The organism is Sporosarcina sp. P34 (assembly GCF_002743375.1).
GTDB lineage: Bacteria > Bacillota > Bacilli > Bacillales_A > Planococcaceae > Sporosarcina.
In genome coordinates this window covers 67,068-87,118 of record NZ_PDZC01000002.1, presented here as the reverse complement: position 1 = coordinate 87,118, position 20,051 = coordinate 67,068, and the positions used below count along the sequence as shown (strand labels likewise).

21 protein-coding genes and 1 riboswitch are annotated in these 20,051 nt (G+C 41.7%); of the genes, 14 read left to right on the top strand and 7 right to left on the bottom strand.

Features of this window, described 5'->3' with window-relative positions:
- Positions 1-227: 227 nt before the first annotated feature.
- Together CSV63_RS04205 and CSV63_RS04200 are read right to left on the bottom strand one after the other, a co-directional pair.
- Positions 228-977 carry a TraR/DksA C4-type zinc finger protein gene (locus tag CSV63_RS04205; RefSeq protein WP_233191944.1) on the bottom strand — a complete coding sequence of 250 codons (750 nt, stop codon included), beginning with the start codon at positions 975-977 and terminating at the stop codon, positions 228-230.
- A 148-nt stretch (positions 978-1,125) separates the two neighbouring features.
- On the bottom strand, positions 1,126-2,037 hold the full coding sequence (locus tag CSV63_RS04200; protein WP_099694726.1) for a 1,4-dihydroxy-2-naphthoate polyprenyltransferase: 912 nt from the start codon (positions 2,035-2,037) through the stop codon (positions 1,126-1,128).
- Positions 2,038-2,280: 243 nt separating this feature from the next.
- Here CSV63_RS04200 and CSV63_RS04195 point away from each other — a divergent pair, with 243 nt between their 5' ends.
- From CSV63_RS04195 to CSV63_RS04175, 5 genes are all read left to right on the top strand, one after another.
- Complete coding sequence (locus CSV63_RS04195) at positions 2,281-3,657, top strand: isochorismate synthase (protein ID WP_099694725.1); 1,377 nt, start codon at positions 2,281-2,283, stop codon at positions 3,655-3,657.
- A complete protein-coding gene (menD, locus tag CSV63_RS04190; RefSeq protein WP_099694724.1) occupies positions 3,650-5,371 on the top strand; it encodes a 2-succinyl-5-enolpyruvyl-6-hydroxy-3-cyclohexene-1-carboxylic-acid synthase in 1,722 nt (573 codons plus the stop codon). The genes CSV63_RS04195 and menD overlap by 8 nt, the downstream gene beginning before the upstream one ends.
- On the top strand, positions 5,361-6,185 hold the full coding sequence (menH, locus tag CSV63_RS04185) for a 2-succinyl-6-hydroxy-2,4-cyclohexadiene-1-carboxylate synthase (protein ID WP_143565382.1): 825 nt from the start codon (positions 5,361-5,363) through the stop codon (positions 6,183-6,185). Before menD ends, menH begins: the two co-directional genes overlap by 11 nt.
- Positions 6,186-6,205: 20 nt before the next feature.
- Positions 6,206-7,024, top strand: coding sequence for a 1,4-dihydroxy-2-naphthoyl-CoA synthase (gene menB, locus CSV63_RS04180; protein ID WP_099694723.1), 819 nt, complete (start codon positions 6,206-6,208; stop codon positions 7,022-7,024).
- 66 nt (positions 7,025-7,090) lie between these two features.
- Positions 7,091-8,527, top strand: coding sequence for an o-succinylbenzoate--CoA ligase (locus tag CSV63_RS04175; RefSeq protein ID WP_099694722.1), 1,437 nt, complete (start codon positions 7,091-7,093; stop codon positions 8,525-8,527).
- 26 nt (positions 8,528-8,553) lie between these two features.
- Here CSV63_RS04175 and CSV63_RS04170 read toward each other — a convergent pair whose 3' ends face one another.
- A complete protein-coding gene (locus CSV63_RS04170; protein WP_099694721.1) occupies positions 8,554-9,507 on the bottom strand; it encodes a metal ABC transporter solute-binding protein, Zn/Mn family in 954 nt (317 codons plus the stop codon).
- A gap of 93 nt (positions 9,508-9,600) precedes the next feature.
- On the bottom strand, positions 9,601-9,840 hold the full coding sequence (gene yidD, locus CSV63_RS04165) for a membrane protein insertion efficiency factor YidD (RefSeq protein WP_099694720.1): 240 nt from the start codon (positions 9,838-9,840) through the stop codon (positions 9,601-9,603).
- Between the two features lie 88 nt (positions 9,841-9,928).
- On the opposite strand from yidD, the gene CSV63_RS04160 reads away from it, so the two are divergent.
- From CSV63_RS04160 to CSV63_RS04135, 6 genes are all read left to right on the top strand, one after another.
- On the top strand, positions 9,929-10,378 hold the full coding sequence (locus CSV63_RS04160; protein ID WP_099694719.1) for a Dps family protein: 450 nt from the start codon (positions 9,929-9,931) through the stop codon (positions 10,376-10,378).
- A gap of 64 nt (positions 10,379-10,442) precedes the next feature.
- The gene (locus CSV63_RS04155; protein ID WP_099694718.1) at positions 10,443-10,622 is read left to right on the top strand and encodes a putative motility protein; all 180 of its coding nucleotides are present in this window, start codon (positions 10,443-10,445) and stop codon (positions 10,620-10,622) included.
- Positions 10,623-10,731: 109 nt separating this feature from the next.
- Entirely contained in the window at positions 10,732-12,060 is a 1,329-nt protein-coding gene (locus tag CSV63_RS04150) for an NAD-dependent malic enzyme (protein WP_099694717.1), read from the top strand.
- A 261-nt stretch (positions 12,061-12,321) separates the two neighbouring features.
- Positions 12,322-12,636, top strand: coding sequence for a transposase (locus CSV63_RS04145; protein WP_233191943.1), 315 nt, complete (start codon positions 12,322-12,324; stop codon positions 12,634-12,636).
- A 48-nt stretch (positions 12,637-12,684) separates the two neighbouring features.
- Positions 12,685-13,152, top strand: a complete 468-nt coding sequence (locus CSV63_RS04140) for an NUDIX hydrolase (RefSeq protein ID WP_099694715.1) — start codon at positions 12,685-12,687, stop codon at positions 13,150-13,152.
- Positions 13,136-13,930, top strand: a complete 795-nt coding sequence (locus CSV63_RS04135; protein WP_099694714.1) for an alpha/beta hydrolase family protein — start codon at positions 13,136-13,138, stop codon at positions 13,928-13,930. The genes CSV63_RS04140 and CSV63_RS04135 overlap by 17 nt, the downstream gene beginning before the upstream one ends.
- Before the next feature lie 79 nt (positions 13,931-14,009).
- Here the strand turns inward: CSV63_RS04135 and pckA are convergent, their stop codons facing one another.
- Positions 14,010-15,602 carry a phosphoenolpyruvate carboxykinase (ATP) gene (gene pckA / locus CSV63_RS04130; RefSeq protein ID WP_099694713.1) on the bottom strand — a complete coding sequence of 531 codons (1,593 nt, stop codon included), beginning with the start codon at positions 15,600-15,602 and terminating at the stop codon, positions 14,010-14,012.
- Positions 15,603-15,779: 177 nt separating this feature from the next.
- Positions 15,780-15,899, top strand: a riboswitch (SAM riboswitch).
- A gap of 176 nt (positions 15,900-16,075) precedes the next feature.
- On the opposite strand from pckA, the gene metK reads away from it, so the two are divergent.
- The gene (metK, locus tag CSV63_RS04125; protein WP_099694712.1) at positions 16,076-17,287 is read left to right on the top strand and encodes a methionine adenosyltransferase; all 1,212 of its coding nucleotides are present in this window, start codon (positions 16,076-16,078) and stop codon (positions 17,285-17,287) included.
- An 82-nt stretch (positions 17,288-17,369) separates the two neighbouring features.
- Here metK and CSV63_RS04120 read toward each other — a convergent pair whose 3' ends face one another.
- Positions 17,370-17,990 carry a hypothetical protein gene (locus tag CSV63_RS04120; protein WP_099694711.1) on the bottom strand — a complete coding sequence of 207 codons (621 nt, stop codon included), beginning with the start codon at positions 17,988-17,990 and terminating at the stop codon, positions 17,370-17,372.
- A gap of 202 nt (positions 17,991-18,192) precedes the next feature.
- Here CSV63_RS04120 and CSV63_RS04115 point away from each other — a divergent pair, with 202 nt between their 5' ends.
- On the top strand, positions 18,193-18,426 hold the full coding sequence (locus tag CSV63_RS04115) for a YkuS family protein (protein WP_099694710.1): 234 nt from the start codon (positions 18,193-18,195) through the stop codon (positions 18,424-18,426).
- Between the two features lie 178 nt (positions 18,427-18,604).
- Here CSV63_RS04115 and CSV63_RS04110 read toward each other — a convergent pair whose 3' ends face one another.
- A complete protein-coding gene (locus CSV63_RS04110) occupies positions 18,605-18,769 on the bottom strand; it encodes a Fur-regulated basic protein FbpA (RefSeq protein ID WP_099631378.1) in 165 nt (54 codons plus the stop codon).
- A gap of 308 nt (positions 18,770-19,077) precedes the next feature.
- Here CSV63_RS04110 and CSV63_RS04105 point away from each other — a divergent pair, with 308 nt between their 5' ends.
- Positions 19,078-19,935, top strand: coding sequence for a YitT family protein (locus CSV63_RS04105; protein ID WP_099694709.1), 858 nt, complete (start codon positions 19,078-19,080; stop codon positions 19,933-19,935).
- Positions 19,936-20,051 lie beyond the last annotated feature (116 nt).

The window sequence follows — 20,051 nt, the reverse complement described above, 5'->3', positions numbered from 1 at the left end:
CACAACTGTGCAATACCTTTTTTTGTTTCACCACGTAAGTTATATAGAAAGCTGCTAAGAGTAATAGAGAGGGCAAACATATAGAGTTATTGCGTCAACCTATGCGTTGCTATTTATCTCGAACTGGTAGTTAATACTTTGTGAATTCTAGTGACTCCTGGAATCAAATCACGTGCAAAATGAGTAAGTCCTACAGGAAATGCTTGAGGGACTTACTCATTTTTACATTACTTATCTATCTCTGCATCAATGTAGCTGTCACGTTCTTTATAAGGAATGTCACCTAAAGGTGATTCAATCCCTTCTTCATCCAATTCCTCTTCATATTCTATTACTTCTTCATTGCGTACAAAGCCAGCAGGGTCGCCAGTAATATCGGATACTGCAAACTCTTCATATGCTTCTACGCTGTCTTCATTTTCTTCATCGTACAGATCCCCGTAGTCACGATTTTTATTACCTGCGAAGTCTGAAGGTGTTTCAGATGTTCCGGATTGCGCAATTTCTTGAAAGCTATCTTCGTAATCAATTGCGTCTCCTTCTCTTCGTGCCGCAAATGAATTAGGATCTGCCATGATTAATAGATCTTCCTCAACCGGACGATCGGTCGGAACATCTTTTCTCGCGTCGTCAATACATACAGTAGTATAAGGGATTGCTTCTAAGCGCTCCAATTGTATTTCCTTGCCACAGTCCTCACAAATGCCATACGTGCCCTCCTTGATAGCTTGTAGCGCGTTCTGAACTTTCTCTAGTTCGCCTTCTGCGTGTGTGTGGAGTGCCATGTCCTTTTCGCGCTCATATAATTCCGTTCCCATGTCAGCGGGGTGATTATCGTACATGGATAATTCGCCTACATCTTCTTGTGCATTTTGTACAATTTCTGTCTCATTTTCCGTTTCAGTCAAACGTTCTTCCATAGCTCGTAATTCTTTTTCAAGTTGTTGAATTTGTTTAGTTGTTAACAAGATAGTCACGACCCTTTCTATATAGCTTTCTGAGTTAAACAATAAAATCTGAGAAAGCTGTCTTATTTCAGTCTTTCCCTTTTTACAAGCTGAAGTAAACCTTTACAACAAAAAAACGTCCACCTTTTTCAGTGTGGACGTCTTGGATACGGTTTATTCAGATGAAGTGAGCGATGAGAATGCCAATACCGAGAAGTAAGCCGAACAGCGTATTGGTAACGCCTGTATCCTTCATAGCTGGCATGACTTGAATGGGTTGTTCATACTTGCGAAAGGTTTTCATAGCATGTAATGGCTTGGGAATACTCAGTAAGACGAGTAAGGCCCATGCAGACACATGGCCTGTCACGACGAGTGCAATAATCCAACCATATGACACGATGAAAAACATTGCCAATACCGTTATCGCATTATTTCGGCCTATAAGAATCGCCATGGTTTTTCTGCCGCCCTTAGTATCCTGTACAATATCTCGAATGTTATTGGCTAACATGATGGCACCGACTAAAAGCATGCTTGGTACAGATAGCAATATTGCATTGCCAGTGACAGTTCCAGTTTGAATATAGAATGCTATCAAAATTAATAACATGCCCATAATGAAACCAGAAACGAGCTCGCCGAATGGAGTATACGCAATAGGGTAAGGTCCGCCCGTATACAAATAGCCAATCAGCATAGCGACGGAACCGACGGCAGCTAGCCACCAGGAAGTTTCCATACAAATGTATATACCAAGAACAACCGATAAGCCATACAAAATAAGTGCTAAATTTAACACGACTTTAGGTTTTACGCCGTTCCGGACGATTGTCCCGCCAATACCGATCGAGTGTTCATCGTCGAGTCCTCTTTTAAAATCATAGTATTCATTAAACATATTGGTAGCCATCTGTAAAAATAAACTGGCTACAAGCATTGCTAAAAATAGTGGGAAATGAAGTGGACCGTATTGCAGCGCAATCATGGTCCCTAAAAAAACAGGTGCAAAAGCAGCAGTCAACGTGTGAGGGCGCGTCAGTTGCCACCAAACTCGCCAGCCAGTATCGGTTTCTATTGTGTGTTGCACGGGTAATCTCTCCTTATGTATGTAATCATCATCTGATAGTATACAACAAAAACAAGCAGTTAGGTAAGAAGTGACGACTACAAAAGATAATTGTCGAATGCTCTTCTATATGGCGACAGCGAGACATTATGTATTAAGTACAGCGTCCAATGTGCTAGAATAGAGGTACTTATCGTTCAGTGAAATGATATCTGAGCGTAAATTGTCGAAAAACATATTGCATGATAAGAAGGAGAGAGTGGGATGATTCGGAAATTGACCGATCGAGAGAAGACGGTTCCGGCAACAGGCGCTGATTCTCGTTTTTTTACGGAAACATTGGAAGTGGAAACGCTTAGTCCGCTTGCTTTTTTTGAGGCAGGTCTTTCACATTATGGTGAGCATCGTTTCTTCTGGCAAAATGCAGACAAGACAGTAAAACTTGTCGGTTTGGGTCAGGCTACAGTTCTAACAGCGGAGAAAGATCGTTTTCAGTCGATATCTGCACAATGGGCGACATTATGTGAAGGTTTGATTAAGGAAGAAAAAGATGTGGATCCGGTGTTGTTTGGTGGGTTTTCTTTTGATCCTCACACACGACAGGATGACGAGTGGAGCGCTTTTCCAGCCGCTTATTTTACTGTGCCTTTATTCCAGCTGAAAATTGAAAAAGGTAAAACATATGTATCGATTAATTACATTACAGATGAGCCACAAACAGCAGCAGACTTTGAAGCATTGCGTCAAGAACGTGATCGCTTGATCCATATTGCACAGGTTGACGAATTCACGTTCCAAGGACATCCGAGTGTGATCAAACAGACAGAATTGGCTACGGATCGCTATATAGATGCTGTTGAGCACGTGACATCGCATATTAAAGCGCAAGAGGCAGAGAAAGTAGTTATTGCACGTAAAATTAAATTAACGTTCGAAGAAGAATTCCAAAAGGCTGCTGCGCTGCATACGATTTCGAATGAACAGTCTGCTAGTTATCACTTTGGACTTCAAATTGGGAATGAGATGTTCTTCGGTGCAACGCCAGAGAGGTTGGTTGAAATATATAAGGGACATGTGTACTCAGCATGTGTAGCAGGTTCTATTGAGCGTGGAAAAACGTCTCAAGAAGATCAGCGACTTGGCGAGGTGCTATTACGTGACAAGAAGAATCGTGAAGAGCATCAGTACGTAGTCGATATGATTACACAAGTCTTTTCGGAATTTTGCACATCCTTGCAAGTAAATAAAACACCGAAGCTTTTGAAAGTGCGAGATATTCAGCATCTATTTACACCGGTTGAAGGAGAGCTTGCAGAGGACATGGATATTTTCCATCTAGTAGAAGCGCTTCATCCAACGCCCGCTTTAGGTGGAGTTCCACGTCAGAAAGCGCTCGAAATCATTCGTGAAGAAGAGCAAATGGACCGTGGTTACTATGCGGGTCCGATTGGCTGGGTGGATTCTGCGGGTAATGGAGAGTTTGCGGTGGCGATCCGTTCTGGACTGCTAACTGGCAATGATGCATATTTGTATGCTGGCGGGGGGATTGTAGCCGATTCTACGGCAACGGAAGAATACGCGGAAACATGGGTTAAATTCCGTCCTGTGCTACGCGCGCTCGGAGGCCGTTTACATGAATGATCACGAAATAGGATTAACGAGTTATGTGCTCCGCTTAACGGATGCTCTTATACGCCAAGGCGCGAAAAAGTCAGTAATTAGTCCAGGCTCCAGATCGACCCCACTTGCGTATGCGCTAACGAACTCTGAGGATATGCAGACCTATGTGCATACCGATGAGCGTTCGGCAGCTTTTTATGCGCTTGGATTAGTGAAGGCTACTGGGCAACCGGTTGTTTTACTATGTACATCAGGAACAGCCGCATCAAACTACCATCCTGCAGTTACAGAAGCTTTTTATGCAAGATTGCCGTTGATCGTCATCACAGCGGACCGTCCGCATGAATTACGTGAAGTCGGTGCTCCACAGGCAATTGATCAAATTCGGATGTTTGGAGAGCACGTCAAAGATAGCGTCGATTTCCCTGTACCAGAAAATCGAGAAGACATTTTACGATACATGGAACAACGTGTTGTTAGACTTCTTTCTGTTGCGAAAACTGCACCACAAGGACCTGTACACTTAAATGTACCGTTTCGGGAGCCATTACTGATTGATTTACAAGCAACTGCGCAAGTCAGTCGATTCCAGCAACAGTTGGTAGGGGAATTGACTGTAACGGGTGAAATGAAAACTGTACTTGAAGCGGCCATTACGCAATCGAAAAAAGGCATACTCGTTATAGGTGAGCAAACGACTACTCTAGATAAAGAACGTTTCTGGCAGTTTGCTAAAGCACTTCAGTGGCCCGTACTTTGCGATCCACTGTCTAATCTGCGCTCGCAAGTGCCTGCAGATTGTGACGATCTTTGTATTGATCAGTACGATGCCTTGCTGAAAAGTGAAGTGTTTACTGACAAGATGCGACCTGATTGCGTCATACGCTTTGGTCCGCAACCCATCTCTAAACCATTACTGTTATTTTTGAAGAAGACGTGTCCAGAAACCTATATAGTGATCGATGATTCACCGAATTATCGTGATCCGATTGGTTTAACTACGCATCATTTACAAGTGAGTGCAGAGAGTATTTGGCAGCAAGTACATGTACGAAACGAGCGAATAGAGTATACGAAACAATGGTCTGAAGCCAATCGAATTTCCTCAGATGTACTGAATGAAGATCAACATTTCAAGCAAGATGAAGGTCATTTCGTTCGTCAGTTCATTGCCAATTTACCAGATGGCTCAGATGTAGTCTGCAGTAGCAGTATGCCGATTCGTGACTTGGATACTCATTTCCAAAAGACGAAACGCGATATTTCGTTGTTTTGCAATAGAGGGACAAATGGGATCGACGGCGTAGTCTCGACTGCCCTTGGTATTCAGGAAGGTCGTCAACGAAAGACGTATTTATTGATTGGGGATTTAGCGTTTTTACATGATATCAACGGATTGATTATTTCCCGTTTACAGCAAACCGATTTGACAATTGTTGTAATTAATAACAACGGTGGCGGGATATTTTCCTATTTACCGCAAGCGTCTATTGAACACCATTATGAGCAATTATTCGGAACCCCAACAAATTTAACGTTCCATCACATAGCGGCGATGTACGAAGCGCAATATGATGCGGTAGATACGATACAAGCATTTGAACAGGCAATGCAAACAGATAAAATGACTAATCTTCGAATTATTGAAGTGGCAACAGTACGTGAAGACAATGTGGAAGCTCATCGCTCTGTGTGGCGGGAAATCGCGAAGAGGGTAGAACGGATTGAAGACTGAACTATTGACAATCAGAGGTATAGTTACGCATGTTGTACGATACGGTAATAAACAGTTGCCGACAATCGTCATGTTGCATGGTTTCACAGGCTCGACAGCCACTTGGCAGCAAACCATAGAAGTACTTGCAGCGAACTATCACGTCGTGGCAATCGATTTAATCGGTCACGGCAAAACAGAAGCGCCTGAAACGAGTACTCGCTACAAGATGGAAGAGCAGATAAAAGATTTATATGAAATCTTGCAGAAGCTTGAAATTAAGCAGCCCGTCTTGCTTGGCTATTCGATGGGTGGGCGTGTTGCGCTAGGCTATACTGCAACGTATCCAGAAAAAGTAGCGGGTCTTATACTTGAAAGCAGTTCGCCAGGTCTATATACAACAGAACAACAAATCGCCCGACGTACTGCTGATGCCAAGCTTGCAGATCAGATAGAACAACAAGGAATGGTAGAATTCGTCGACTTCTGGCAAGAGATTCCGTTGTTTCATTCGCAAAAGAAACTGTCTGAATCACAACAACAAGCAGTGCGTAGTGAACGCCTTAATCAACGGCCAACCGGTCTAGCAAACAGTTTACGTGGGATGGGCACGGGGAGTCAGCCATCATACTGGCAGACGCTTGAGCAACTTTCATTACCTGTATTATTGATTACCGGTAGTGAAGACGAGAAATTCGAAACGATTGCGCAAGAAATGTTGAAAAGGCTGCCAAATGCCCGGCATGAAACGATAAAAGATGCAGGGCATGCAATTCACGTGGAAAAACCCCAACAATTTGCTACAATGATAAAGAGCTTTCTGAAAACAATGTAAAACTCGAGGAGGAATTTATTATGACCCGTCAATGGGAAACGCTTCGTACATATGATGATATCAAGTACGAATTGTACAATGGTATCGCAAAAATCACGATCAATCGTCCGGAAGTGCGCAATGCATTCCGTCCAAAAACAGTAATGGAACTGATCGATGCATTTTCACGTGCAAGAGATGATCAACGAATTGGAGTGATCGTGTTAACTGGTGAGGGAGAGAAAGCTTTCTGTTCAGGAGGCGATCAATCGGTTCGTGGTCACGGTGGATATGTTGGAGACGACGAAATTCCACGTTTGAACGTTTTAGATCTTCAACGCTTGATTCGCGTTATTCCAAAGCCAGTTGTCGCAATGGTGGCGGGATATGCTATCGGTGGCGGTCATGTGTTACATGTAGTATGTGACTTGACGATTGCTGCAGACAATGCGCGTTTTGGACAAACAGGACCTACTGTCGGCTCGTTCGACGCAGGATACGGTTCAGGATATCTTGCACGCATTGTGGGCCATAAAAAAGCACGTGAAATCTGGTACCTATGCCGTCAATATGACGCGCAAGAAGCACTCGATATGGGCTTAGTCAACACAGTGGTTCCTTATGAACAACTAGAAGACGAAACCGTTCAATGGTGTGAAGAAATGCTAGGCAAGAGTCCAACTGCACTTCGCTTCTTGAAAGCGGCAATGAATGCAGATACAGACGGCTTGGCTGGACTTCAGCAATTGGCTGGAGACGCAACATTGCTTTATTACACAACGGATGAAGCGAAAGAAGGACGCGATGCGTTTAAAGAAAAACGCAAACCGGACTTCGATCAATTCCCACGTTTCCCTTAAATAAATGAAAGCTGCCTATAATGGGCAGCTTTTTCATTCTGTTTACTTTAATTGGAGGAGATAGCTATGATGATCCCAAATTGGCTTGCGCAACGGGCCAAATTGACACCTGAAGCGTCCGCTTTAGTTACCGAACGAGGACATTGGTCCTATCAGGAACTATATGAGCAATCCCTTGAAATCGCACAACAACTTCACCATCTCGGTGTTCAGTCAGAGAGTAGGGTGGCGCTGCTAAGCCACTCCAATGAACAAACGGTACTCTTCATCCATGCTTGCTGGTTATTAAGTGTGGAAGTGGTCTGTCTGAACAATCGGCTGACAAAACAAGAGTTACACTGGCAAGTCCGCGATTCCGAGGCAAAACTAGTGCTGATTGATGATCACATACAGATCCATCTGAATGTAGATGATATCGAGAGCTTATCTTATTCAGCAGTTCGAAGGTCCGAACGAAAAGAGTTTATCATGCTAGAACAGTGGACTGAAGATCAAACGCTATCAATTATGTATACTTCAGGCACTACAGGCGTACCTAAAGGAGTTCGACAGACAGCAGGCAATCATACGTCGAGCGCACTTGCTTCTGCGCTGAATCTTGGGTTGACCGACAACGATTCCTGGCTGTGCATGATGCCTTTATTCCACATCAGTGGACTTTCGATTGTTATTCGCGCAGTCATCTATGGAATGGAAATGCGCTTGTACGAAAAATTTGATGCAAAAGAAGCTGCTTCACAAATTGTTGCGGGAAATGTAACAGCTATTTCGGTCGTTGCCCTGACGTTGGATCAAATTGTCCGTGTGATGGAAGCGGATCATAACAAAGCGCATCCTCAATTCCGAACAATGCTCGTTGGTGGCGGACCGGTGCCACTCGATTATTTGGAGCGCGCGACGGCATGTGGACTACCGATCCTTCAGACGTATGGTATGACTGAAACCTGTTCGCAAACGACGACACTTGGAAAAGCAGATGCGGTACGAAAGGTAGGTTCAGCGGGTAAACCGTTATTTTTTAATCAAATTTCAATTAAAGATACCGTTCAACCAGGTGAAGTAGGAGAAGTGCTCATAAAAGGTCCTCACGTGACGCCAGGTTACATCGGAAGTCAAAGTACACGCAGTGTGTTGACTGAAGACGGTTGGCTTGCTACAGGGGATGCTGGCTATCTTGATGAAGAAGGCTATTTATTCATTGTAGATCGACGTGCTGATTTAATTATTTCAGGTGGGGAGAATGTGTATCCTGCCGAGATTGAAAATGTATTGCTAGCGCATCCCGCTATTAGGGAAGCTGGCGTATGTGGTAAAGAGGATCCGCAGTGGGGGCAAGTACCCGTCGCATTTCTCGTTGGCACAGCTAACACGGAAGAACTGGTAGATTTCTGTTCCCAACGCCTAGCACGTTATAAACTACCGAAAGAATTTCGCTTTGTGGAGAGACTGCCGCGTAATGCATCGAATAAACTCATGCGGTTCGAATTGAAAAAATGGTTATAAAAAAACAGTGGAGTATGCATCCACTGTTAGTTACCTAATGCTTTTTTTAGTACGTTCAGATTCTGTTCCATGAGAGTAAAGTACGTTTCTTCCTTCTGGATATCTTCTTCAGTAAGGACACTCAAATTATGCAAAGTAAGGGCTTCGGCATCCAGTTCTTTTTTGATGACTTCAGCTAATTTCGAGCTGACGTTTTGTTCAAATAAAATATACTGGATGTCTTGTTCTTTTGCCTCTTTTACAAGAGAGGCTAGTTCTTTTTGTGAAGGTTCATTCTGAGAATCAAGACCAGATACAGCAAGTTGCTGTAACCCATAAGCGTCTGCCAAGTAGCCGAATGCTGCATGAGATACGAAGAATGTTTTGTTTGGCGCTGCATCTGCCATCGTTTTAAATTCGCGATCCAATTCTTCTAGTTCATCATATAAAACGTCAAAATTTTTCTTGAATGATTCTGCATGTTCAGGCAATTCATCAGATAACTCTTGCGTAATTTTTTCCGCGAGCTTCGTGCTGAGATAAGGAGATATCCAAACGTGTGGATCCACCGTGTCTTCATGTCCATGTTCATCATGCGCTTCTCCGTGTTCATGGGAATGTCCCTCTTCCAACTCTTCGAAATCAATATAATCAGCGATTGGAACAAAGCGAACCTCTTCGTTCTGCAATGTTTTCTCTGTTTTTTGCACAAAACCCTCAAGTCCAAGCCCGACATAAAAGAATAAATCCCCTTTTGCTAAGGTCATCATATCTTTCTGCGTAGGTTCAAACACGTGCTCATCTGTTCCAGGCGGATAGATGGATCTCACGTCAACGTACTCTCCACCAATCCGTTCAGTGAAGTATTGTAATGGGTAAACAGTAGTGTAAACGAGTAATTGTTCGGATGACGTATCATCCGGTTCAGTAGTTGTACTATTGTTACAACCACTTAATACTAGCAGCAAAGCGGTTGCCAGCAGTAGTAAACGATTTTTCATTCAAAAAGCCTCCGTGATGTAATCGGAATGATTACTATTTAGATTGTTTTCTCATCATACAAGATATGATGTATGTTTGCAACCTAGTCCAGATTATTTAGTCTCTGATTTTTTTGGAGGGACCGGATCAAATCCGCCTTTATGAAATGGGTGACATTTTAAAATCCTCATTACCGCAAGCCAACTCCCTTTTAGCGCTCCGTGCGTCTCCATTGCTTCCACCGCGTAATGTGAACACGTTGGATGAAATCGGCAAGAGGGCGGTGATAAGGGGGAAATAAACTTCTGATAGAATCGGATTAGTTGTATACATGCTTTCTTCAGTATCTCCATCACCTTCTGACGTAATAAGGTTTAGTTTACCTATATATGTGGTAAATTAAAAGAGAGAAGCATAAAACGATTAGAGGAGTGTTTTTTTATGTCTAAGGAATTAATTCAAGAACTAAACAAACAAGTATCTACGTGGTCGGTGTTGTATGCAAAACTTCATAATTACCACTGGTATGTAAAAGGAAGTCATTTCTTCACATTGCATGCTAAATTTGAGGAATTATATAATGAAGCAACAGCGCATATGGACGAAATTGCGGAACGCGTACTGACGTTGGGCGGTGAACCAACTGCAACATTATCGCAGCATTTATCCGAATCTGTGATCGACGAAGCAAAAGGCACAGAAAAAGCAAATGACATGGTGCAAACGCTAGTAGATGATTTTGACAAAGTAATGAAATCATTGAAAAAGGGCATGGAACTTGCAGCGAAGGATTCAGATGATATGACGGAAGATATGTTAAATGCGGTTTATCAGAGCGTGGAGAAGCATCAGTGGATGTTAAATGCATTTCTCGGTGAAACAAACGAGTAAAACCTTCAATTATAAAAATAGTAGCCGATAGCAAGAAGTGAATACCGGGAAGGGGTTGAACGATATGGATATCAATTCGATTATGTCCGGCCAGTTGAGAAGCTTGCAATCAACCGTTCAAATGAGCATCATGAACAAGGCTCTTTCAATGGAGACTTCTGCTATGAATGATATGCTGAACGGCCTTGAAAACCAATCTGTAACGCATCCAACAAAGGGCGTTTCTATTGATATCAAGGCTTGAATGAAGAACACACATCTTGGATAAGTAGAGATGTGTGTTTTTTTATGGAAGTTGGCAGAAATGCTGTAGAATATAAATATAATAAAACATAGTAGGAGGTATAGTGAAGATGGCTCAAGGACAGTATTTACGTAATTTAATTATTGAAACCCCTTCTAAACCAGGGAATCTTGGTAAGGTAACTATGGCAATTGGTCAACTAAATGGAGACATAGGTGACATCCAAACGATTAAAGTAGGAACGCTTTCTACGATAAGAGAAATCGCGTTGCAATGTAATGATGAAGCGCATTTGGCTGAAATCGTTGTGGCGATTGAAAACTTGAAACAAGGTATTAAAGTTCAAGCGATTACAGATGATGTATTGCAAATGCATGAAGGTGGAAAAATTCATATGAAAGCCACTCATGAAATCCGTTCTCTGGCAGATTTACGGAGAGTGTATACACCAGGTGTGGCAAGTGTTTGCAAAACGATCCAAGAAGATCCGGAACAGGCAAATTATTTCACAGGTATTTCAAATACTGTGGCAATTGTGACAGATGGTACGGCTATTTTAGGGCTTGGAGATATTGGTCCTGTAGCGGGTATGCCGGTTATGGAAGGAAAAGCTGTCTTGTTTGATCAATTCGTCGGTATTAGTGGGATCCCCATTTTACTTGATACAAGCAATCCCGATGAAGTCGTAGAAACGATCAAACATATTCATCAAGGATTTGGTGCGATTTTACTGGAAGATATCGGTTCCCCGCATTGCTTTGAAATCGAAGATCGTTTAAAAAAAGAATTGCCTATTCCTGTTATGCATGATGATCAGCACGGTACAGCAGTCGTAGCATTGGCAGCAGCACTTACAGCATGCAAACATGTTGAAGTGGATCTGGCTAATGCTTCAGTTGGACAAATTGGTTTAGGCGCAGCTGGCTTAGCAATCAGTCGTATGTTTATGGCATATGGTGTAGAGGAAATGAAGGGGACAGATCCTAATCCCCATGCGAAAGAGATGTTAGCGAAACACGGTGGAACCGTCGTTGAAACAATGGAAGAAATCATGGAGACATGCGATGTAGTCATTGCGACAACCGGTGTTGCTAATCTCATCAAGCCAGAAATGGTTCGTAAAGGTCAAATCATTTTGGCTTTATCGAACCCCAACGCAGAAATCACTCCGGAAACCGCTTTAGAAGCAGGCGCAGCCTATGCAGCAGATGGTCGTCTAGTCAATAACGTCCTAGGCTTTCCGGGCATCTTTCGTGGCGCATTAAATGCAAATGCGAAAGCTATTACGTACCCCATGCTGATCGCTGCAGCTTTGGCCATTGTCGATAGCACAAAGCGCGACGATTTAGTACCACACCCATTAGATCCCAATGTACACATTAACGTAGCGTTGGCAGTTGAAAAAGTAGTGTATGAAGAACAGGATCAAGAGATTTAATTTGAAGGTGGCTGGGACAAAGCCTCAAAAGGTATGAAGGAGAAGACACCTTCATACCTTTTCTAATTCACTGACACTTATTTAGTAAGTTTAATTCGTTAGTAATCAAGAGTGTACGAAGCGGAAAAAGGCCAACTCAAGCGTGCCTTTTGTAGCGTAGGGGAACGGACTGTTTTTTTAGTTATATCTTAGCCTCAATTTTGCTGTAGAATAATTTTTTCTTTACGAGGCATCCTACGTAAAAAAGAAAGTAGGATGATTATGATAGAAGAAAAATATCCGATGTATATATCACTTAATAACAAATTAGTACTCACAGATCCTCATTCTTCGACATGGGAATACAAAGTAGAAGTAACAAGAGAAGTATATCCAATATTCGAAAAATTATTTTCCCAAATGGAACAACTGGAATTCCAAAACTTTCTCCGCTCACATGTACCGTATGCGCAATATCACTATGATCAAGACAATGACAAATTGGATGTACGATTGAAAAAGATCTTTGCTTTGATTCATGAATTTACTGACGATGAGTCTAAACGTTTTATCGAGAAACTGCCGCTATTTCGTTGATTCTCCGCTCACCTTTCCGCTACACTAAGGGAAAGGACGTGATCCATATTGCTGAAATTTGAAGATTTACAGGGAGCCCATGTTGAGCTGACTTTTGGACCTAACCCACATCATATTGAATCCCGCCATGTGCTCGTTATGATTAAGCACGGCGCTCGTTGGTTATTGACCAAACATAAAATACGTGGAATCGAGTTTCCCGGTGGAAAAGCAGAACCAGGAGAGACAATTGAACAAGCGGCTATTCGTGAAACGATGGAAGAAACAGGAGTCACTATAGAAAATATTCATTCATTTGCTGAATATGTCGTCTTTACTGAACCACCTTTTTGTAAGGCCGTTTTCACAGGAGATATAACACATGTAGAAAAAGACTTTACATTAATGGAAACAGAAGGTGCCTTATGGATGACAGACGCTGAACTAGATGCTTGTACAGAGCTCAGCTTTCACATGAAAGACCGCGGAATGGGTGAACTTAGGAAGTGGGTGGAAGCGAATGATAGAACAAACTGATGGCAAAATCATACGAAGGAAAGACTATCCCTCTCCAAACCCCCATGTGAGATTGGAAGAAATCACGTACAGTTCTGACGGCTTGCTTGTAAAAGGACTTCTGGCAACACCAAAAGCAAAAGGACGGTATGATGGATTGCTTTATTTACGTGGCGGCATCCAACATGTAGGGATGGTTAGACCAGCGCGTATTGCACAATTTGCATCGCATGGACTGGTAGTATTCGCTCCTTATTATCGTGGCAATCGTGGCGGTGAAGGAAAGGATGAATTTGCTGGAGAGGATCGCAATGACGCAGTGACGGGAGTGGAAGTACTTAAACAGCAAAGTGCAGTCAATTCAGATCGCATTCATCTATTCTCTTTTTCCAGAGGCGGTATCATGGCATTATGGACAGCTATAATGCGCGATGATTTAACTTCTATGGTGACTTGGGCGGGAGTTTCCGACGTGGTCTTCACATACAAAGAGCGACAAGATATGCGGCGTATGATGAAACGTGTCATCGGTGGCACACCGAATAATCAACCGGATGCGTATCGTGAAAGAACGGCACTATTCCAGATAGAAAATATCGATATTCCGACACTGATTATCCACGGGACTCTTGACACGAATGTGTCTTTCCAACAGGCATTATTGTTGGAGAACGCACTACGTGATGCGGATAAAGAGTTTGAAACTTGGTACTTGGAAGGCTATACGCATTATATTCCTCCTGAAATGAATCGACAGCTTGTGAAAGAAGCAGTGAATTGGATGAAGCGGCAAGAATGAACATTGGCTTGCTGTTAAGTGATAACCATATTGACGCAAAAAGAGGCTGACCAGATTGGTCAGCCTCTTTCGTATGACATTATTTAATGACAGGTGGTCCGCCTTTGACCGCGATGTCTTCAGAAACATGAGAAAACTTCTTGAAGTTCTCACGGAAAGCATCAGCCAAACGGTTTGCTTCTTTATCGTATTCTTGTGGATCTTCCCAAGCATCACGAGGGTGGAGAACATCGCTTGGCACACCTTCGATTTCAAGAGGCATATTTAATCCAAAGATTTCGTTCTTCTTTGTTTCGATATTATCCAACTTACCAGCGATTGCTGCGCGTACCATCGTACGTGTATAGCCTAAGTTCATACGTGAACCTACACCATAGATTCCGCCAGTCCATCCTGTATTCACGAGGAATACTTTTGAACCATGCTCATCTATTTTCTTTCCAAGCATCTCTGCATACGTTGCGGCAGGGAGTGGAAGGAACGGTGAACCGAAGCAAGTAGAGAATGTTGGTTCAGGAGCAGTGATTCCACGCTCAGTTCCAGCAAGTTTGGAAGTGAAACCGCTCAAGAAGTGGTACATTGCCTGTTCTTTTGTAAGAATAGAAATCGGAGGCAATACGCCAGAAGCATCAGCTGTAAGGAAGATGATGTTCTTCGGATGACCAGCAACAGATGGTGTCACGATATTATCAATGTTTTCGATTGGATATGCAGCACGTGTGTTTTCTGTTAATGATTTATCATCATAATCAGGAATGCGTGTTTCTTCATCTAGTACTACGTTTTCTAAAACAGCACCGAAACGAATTGCTCCGAAAATTTCAGGTTCTTTTTCAGCAGAAAGGTTAATACATTTTGCGTAACATCCACCTTCAATGTTAAACACGCCATTATCAGACCAGCCGTGCTCATCGTCACCAATAAGTTTACGGTCAGCATCTGCCGAAAGCGTAGTTTTACCTGTTCCAGAAAGACCAAAGAATAAAGCAACATCGCCTTCTTCTCCAACGTTTGCTGAACAGTGCATGGATAGGATATCTTGCTCAGGAAGTAAGTAGTTCATAACAGAGAAAATAGATTTCTTCATTTCCCCAGCATATTCTGTTCCACCAATTAAAACAATTCGCTTTTCAAGCGATAAAATGATGAACGTTTCAGAGTTTGTGCCATCCACTTTTGGATCTGCTTTAAATGAAGGGGCTGCCAAAATGGTGAATTGCGATTCATGTGCTTTCAATTCTTCTTCAGTTGGACGGATGAAAAGTTGGTGAACGAACTGATTTTGCCAAGCTAATTCATTAATAACCTGGATAGACAATTGAGAGTCTTTATCTGCTCCTGCAAATCCTTTAAAAACAAACAGTTCGTCTTTTTTCTTCAAATGTTCGATGACTTTCGTGTATAATGAATCAAAGATCTCTTCTGAAATCGGACTGTTCGTGCTACCCCAATCTACTTTATCCTTAGACACTGCATCTTCAACGATGAATTTGTCCTTAGGTGAGCGTCCTGTATATTTACCTGTACGTGCAGTGATCGCACCGTCAGCAGAAAGTTTAGCTTCGCCTCTTGCAACTGCTTTTTCCGTTAGTTCTGCCACAGACGCTTGGATCGTCACGTTGCTTCCACTAAGAAGACTTTTTAAACTATCATCAATTTTTGCAGATATCATGTTTACATACCGTCCTTTGCGTAGTCGATTTATTTTTATCTTACCTGGAATATCCTAATTCGTAAATAGTATAACACATTAAGAATATTAATCTATACTAATTAAAAACTCAAGTGATTTGAAAGAAATAATTTGACAAAATCCAAACTTTTTAATACGATGTGACATGAACGGATACTCTTATCCCGAGTTGGTGGAGGGTACAGGCCCTGTGAAACCCGGCAACCTGCAATAGATGTGAGTCTAACGCGAAGGTGCCAAACCTGAAGCAAGGTTTAATTCCTTGGACGATAAGAGTGAAAGGTGCTGCGCGTGAAATTTTGCCTTTTACTCATTTATTAAATATGAGTGGAGGGCTTTTTATATTGTCTAGCCCTGAATCCTTATGGTATATGCTTGACGTCTAGGCGTGGAACTTTACCAGGGACTTATGAGAGTACCGTATCATGATGCTTAATATAGGGGGAAACAACATGACAAACCGTCGACTGTTTACATCAGAATCAGTTACAGAAGGCCATCCTGACAAGATGTGCGACCAAATTTCAGACGCAATTTTAGATGCGATCTTAGTGGAAGATCCAAATGCGCGTGTGGCATGTGAAACGAGTATAACGACTGGACTCGTATTGGTAATGGGAGAAATCACTACGACAACGTATGTGGATATTCCAAAAGTCGTTCGCGACACTGTTAAGGAAATTGGGTATGTTCGTGCGAAATACGGCTTCGATTACGAAACGTCCGCTGTACTTACGTCCATTGATGAGCAATCTCCTGAAATCGCTGCAAGTGTCAATGTGGCACTCGAAGCACGCGAAGGCTCTATGTCTGATGAAGAATTAGACGCAATCGGTGCAGGTGACCAAGGCCTGATGTTTGGATATGCATGTAATGAAACGCCAGAATTAATGCCTTTGCCAATCAGCCTATCTCATAGATTGGCACAACGCCTGGCACAAGCTCGTAAAGAAGAACTTATATCCTATTTACGTCCTGACGGTAAAACACAAGTAACGGTAGAATATGATGAAGATAATAATCCCGTGCGAATTGACACAATCGTTATTTCCACACAACATCACCCTGAAGCAACACTCGAGCAAATCGAGCAGGATATAAAGAACGTGGTGATTGATGCAGTTGTTCCAAAAAACTTATTGGACGAGCACACTAAATACTTCATAAATCCTACTGGCAGCTTTGTTGTTGGTGGTCCTCAGGGGGACTCTGGATTGACTGGACGTAAAATCATCGTCGATACGTATGGGGGATATGCCCGTCATGGTGGCGGTGCATTCTCGGGGAAAGATGCTACGAAAGTGGATCGTTCGGCTTCTTATGCGGCACGTTATGTGGCAAAGAACATCGTTGCAGCTGGACTGGCTGAGCACTGTGAAGTTCAGTTGGCATATGCTATTGGAGTAGCGAGCCCAGTTTCTATCTCGATCAATACATTTGATACCGGTACACTATCGGAGACTCAATTAGTGGAGTTCGTACGTGAATTATTTGACCTTCGACCGGCAGGGATTATTAAAATGCTCGATCTGCGTCGTCCAATCTACAAACAAACGGCAGCATACGGTCACTTTGGACGCACTGATATTGAATTGCCATGGGAGCAGACAGATAAAGTGGAAGCGTTGAAAGATCTTGCAAGTACAGTACGTGTGAAGCAATAAAGTAATGAGTGCAGAAAGAGGAGTCATTTCCTATTTCTGCACTTTTTATTTATTTGCTAGCGAAATATGAAAAGGAATCAGTTTACTTCCTCTTCTTGTCAGGAGAAGAGCTATCATTTTGAATGATTTCTTCTTTAATTTCTTCTTTTACTTTTTCAATTTTATCCATTTCTTCTTGATACATTTCTTCCGCTTCTGTCGTGCCGAGAATAAAGGGTTCTTCATTAAAGTCAATTCGTTTGCCATATCGTAGAAGCTCATAAATAATCATCCCGTTATTCGGTTTTCCATTTACGGTTTTCATCGGAATGGAGTCAAATAAAACGAAATAGAAGGCGTAGAATATAAAACGGCTCCAAAATGTTTTGGACTCCTCAAAAAAATCATTTGCAATGAGTGCATTTATTGTGAGCGCCACGACGACGTTAATTAAAATTGGCCCAGCATATATGCATATATAAGCAAAATTACTTTGTCTCTTGACTGAATCAAATGTAAACCAGCTATTTATATGATAATATTTCCGTATATCAAATACACCGAATTTAAAGAGTCTGGGTCCAGACCCAATGGTCAATCTGGCATTATTTACACCAAAAAGACCACTAATTATAAAATAGCCAGCCTCCCTTATAAATGTAACGACAGGTAAAATGATGAAACATGAAATTATCAAGCTAAGGAGATCTGCTAAACCAAACATTAAAGTCGACTCCTTCTATAAATTCTTCTTTGTGTAATAATTCGATAGCTTTAATTGTAAAGTACCCACTTCACTCAAAACAAATCGTTTTACTATTATTATTTTCTAAACATATTACAAGAAGTCATGTTTAATTTAAGTAAGAATGGGAAGTTATGAAGTATTAACGGAATACATGTAGTATTTTGAGGAGGAATGGAATATGGCGAAAATAGCTGTAGAAGTACCATTTGACGACGTGAAAAAAGCACTAGAGGAAAAAGGACATGAAGTGACGATGTTCGCAAGTGATGAACAGCTGAGCGGTTATGACATGGGCGTAATCCGTGCCTTGAGCGACGTCAACATCGACCAATTCGATTTTCCTGTGGTGAGCATTGAAGGCAATTCGGTACAAGACATCGTAGACGATGTGGAAAAAAGATTACATCGCTAATAATTGCATACGTTTTATTGAGAACTGAAGAGCAAGCCTATAAAGGAGGCTCTTCAGTTTTTCTGTTGACCAGGCAAATGAAATGAATAAATCATAGGTGCATACCTACTAATGACCATGTGATCGCTAAACGTAAATGAAAAGAAGACATGCCATATTTAGCATGTCTTCTTTCTCATTACATTTGAATGTCAGTTTGACCGAACGCTTCATATTCCTGCATTAATAATTGAAGCGGTAATTCGTACAGTTGCTTCCCATCAATTTTAAATACCCCATTTGAAACGAGCTCTTCAATCATTTTGTCTCGCTTTGATTCACTTACTTTTTTGTTTGTTTTCATCGTGCATTTCCTCCTTGATTCCCCCTCTAAATATAGCCGTTATGGTCTCGAATTAAACCGTATAAACCATAGTTGGAACTTTCGGACTGCTCTACTAAATGTATTTATTATTTTGGCAATGTAATAGGGACTTATGCTTTATAGTACACTTTTAATAACTTGATAGTGGAATGGCAAAAATGAAAAGTGAATAGTCCTATTCATAACGACTTTTTTATAACCAATGATGCTTAGGGGTACCATTATGAGGTAAGAATAGATATAATCTAGTTCGTGCATTAAATTGTTATTTACCAGAGGAGGTCGCTATGTTTTTCATTGAAGCAAAACGAGTGACGGTAGTTATTTTTGGATCGCTACTTATGGCTCTATCATTAAATTTCTTTCTCATCAATGCAAACGTCTATGCGAGTGGATTTGCGGGTGCAGCACAGTTAGTATCAAGTGTTCTAAAAGACCACTTAGGCATGACAATTAGTACAGGTGTTTTATTATTACTGTTCAACATACCGGTCTTTATTCTGGGTTGGTTTAAAGTAGGAAAAGGTTTCACTATTTATAGTATATTATCCGTTGCGTTCACTACACTATTCCTTGGATTATTGCCACTGCGTTCTATGTCAGAAGACATTATGCTAAATGCGGTATTTGGTGGGGTACTGGCAGGTGTTGGTGTAGGAATATCCTTGAAGCTAGGTGCATCTACTGGCGGAATGGACATCGTTGCGATGATTCTTTCTCGCATGCAAGATAAACCAATCGGTGTATACTTTCTAGTGTTAAACGGTATTCTTATCGTATTCGCTGGTATCCTATATGAACCGGAAAACGCACTTTACACAATGGTTGCGTTATACGTTACTACGTCAGTGATTGACATGATTCATACACGACATGAAAAAGTAACTGCGATGATTATCACGCACAAAGCAGACGATCTTCAACAAGCAATCCATCGTCAAATGGTGCGTGGAATTACTATACTGCCCGCTAAAGGTGCTTACTCTAAAGAAGATAAGAACATGCTGTATGTCGTAATCACAAGATATGAACTATATGACTTGGAACGGATTATCAATGAGACGGATCCGCAAGCATTTACCAATATCGTACAAACAGTAGGTATTTTCGGTTTCTTTAGAAAGGAAAATGAGAAACTGGCTTAGAATAGAAAATCGATCGTGTATTTTCACATGAAGACAAACTCCGTTAAAAGAGTTTGTCTTCATTTTTATATACGAAGTCTCACTGTAAACAAATTCATTGTGTAATTCCACTCGAT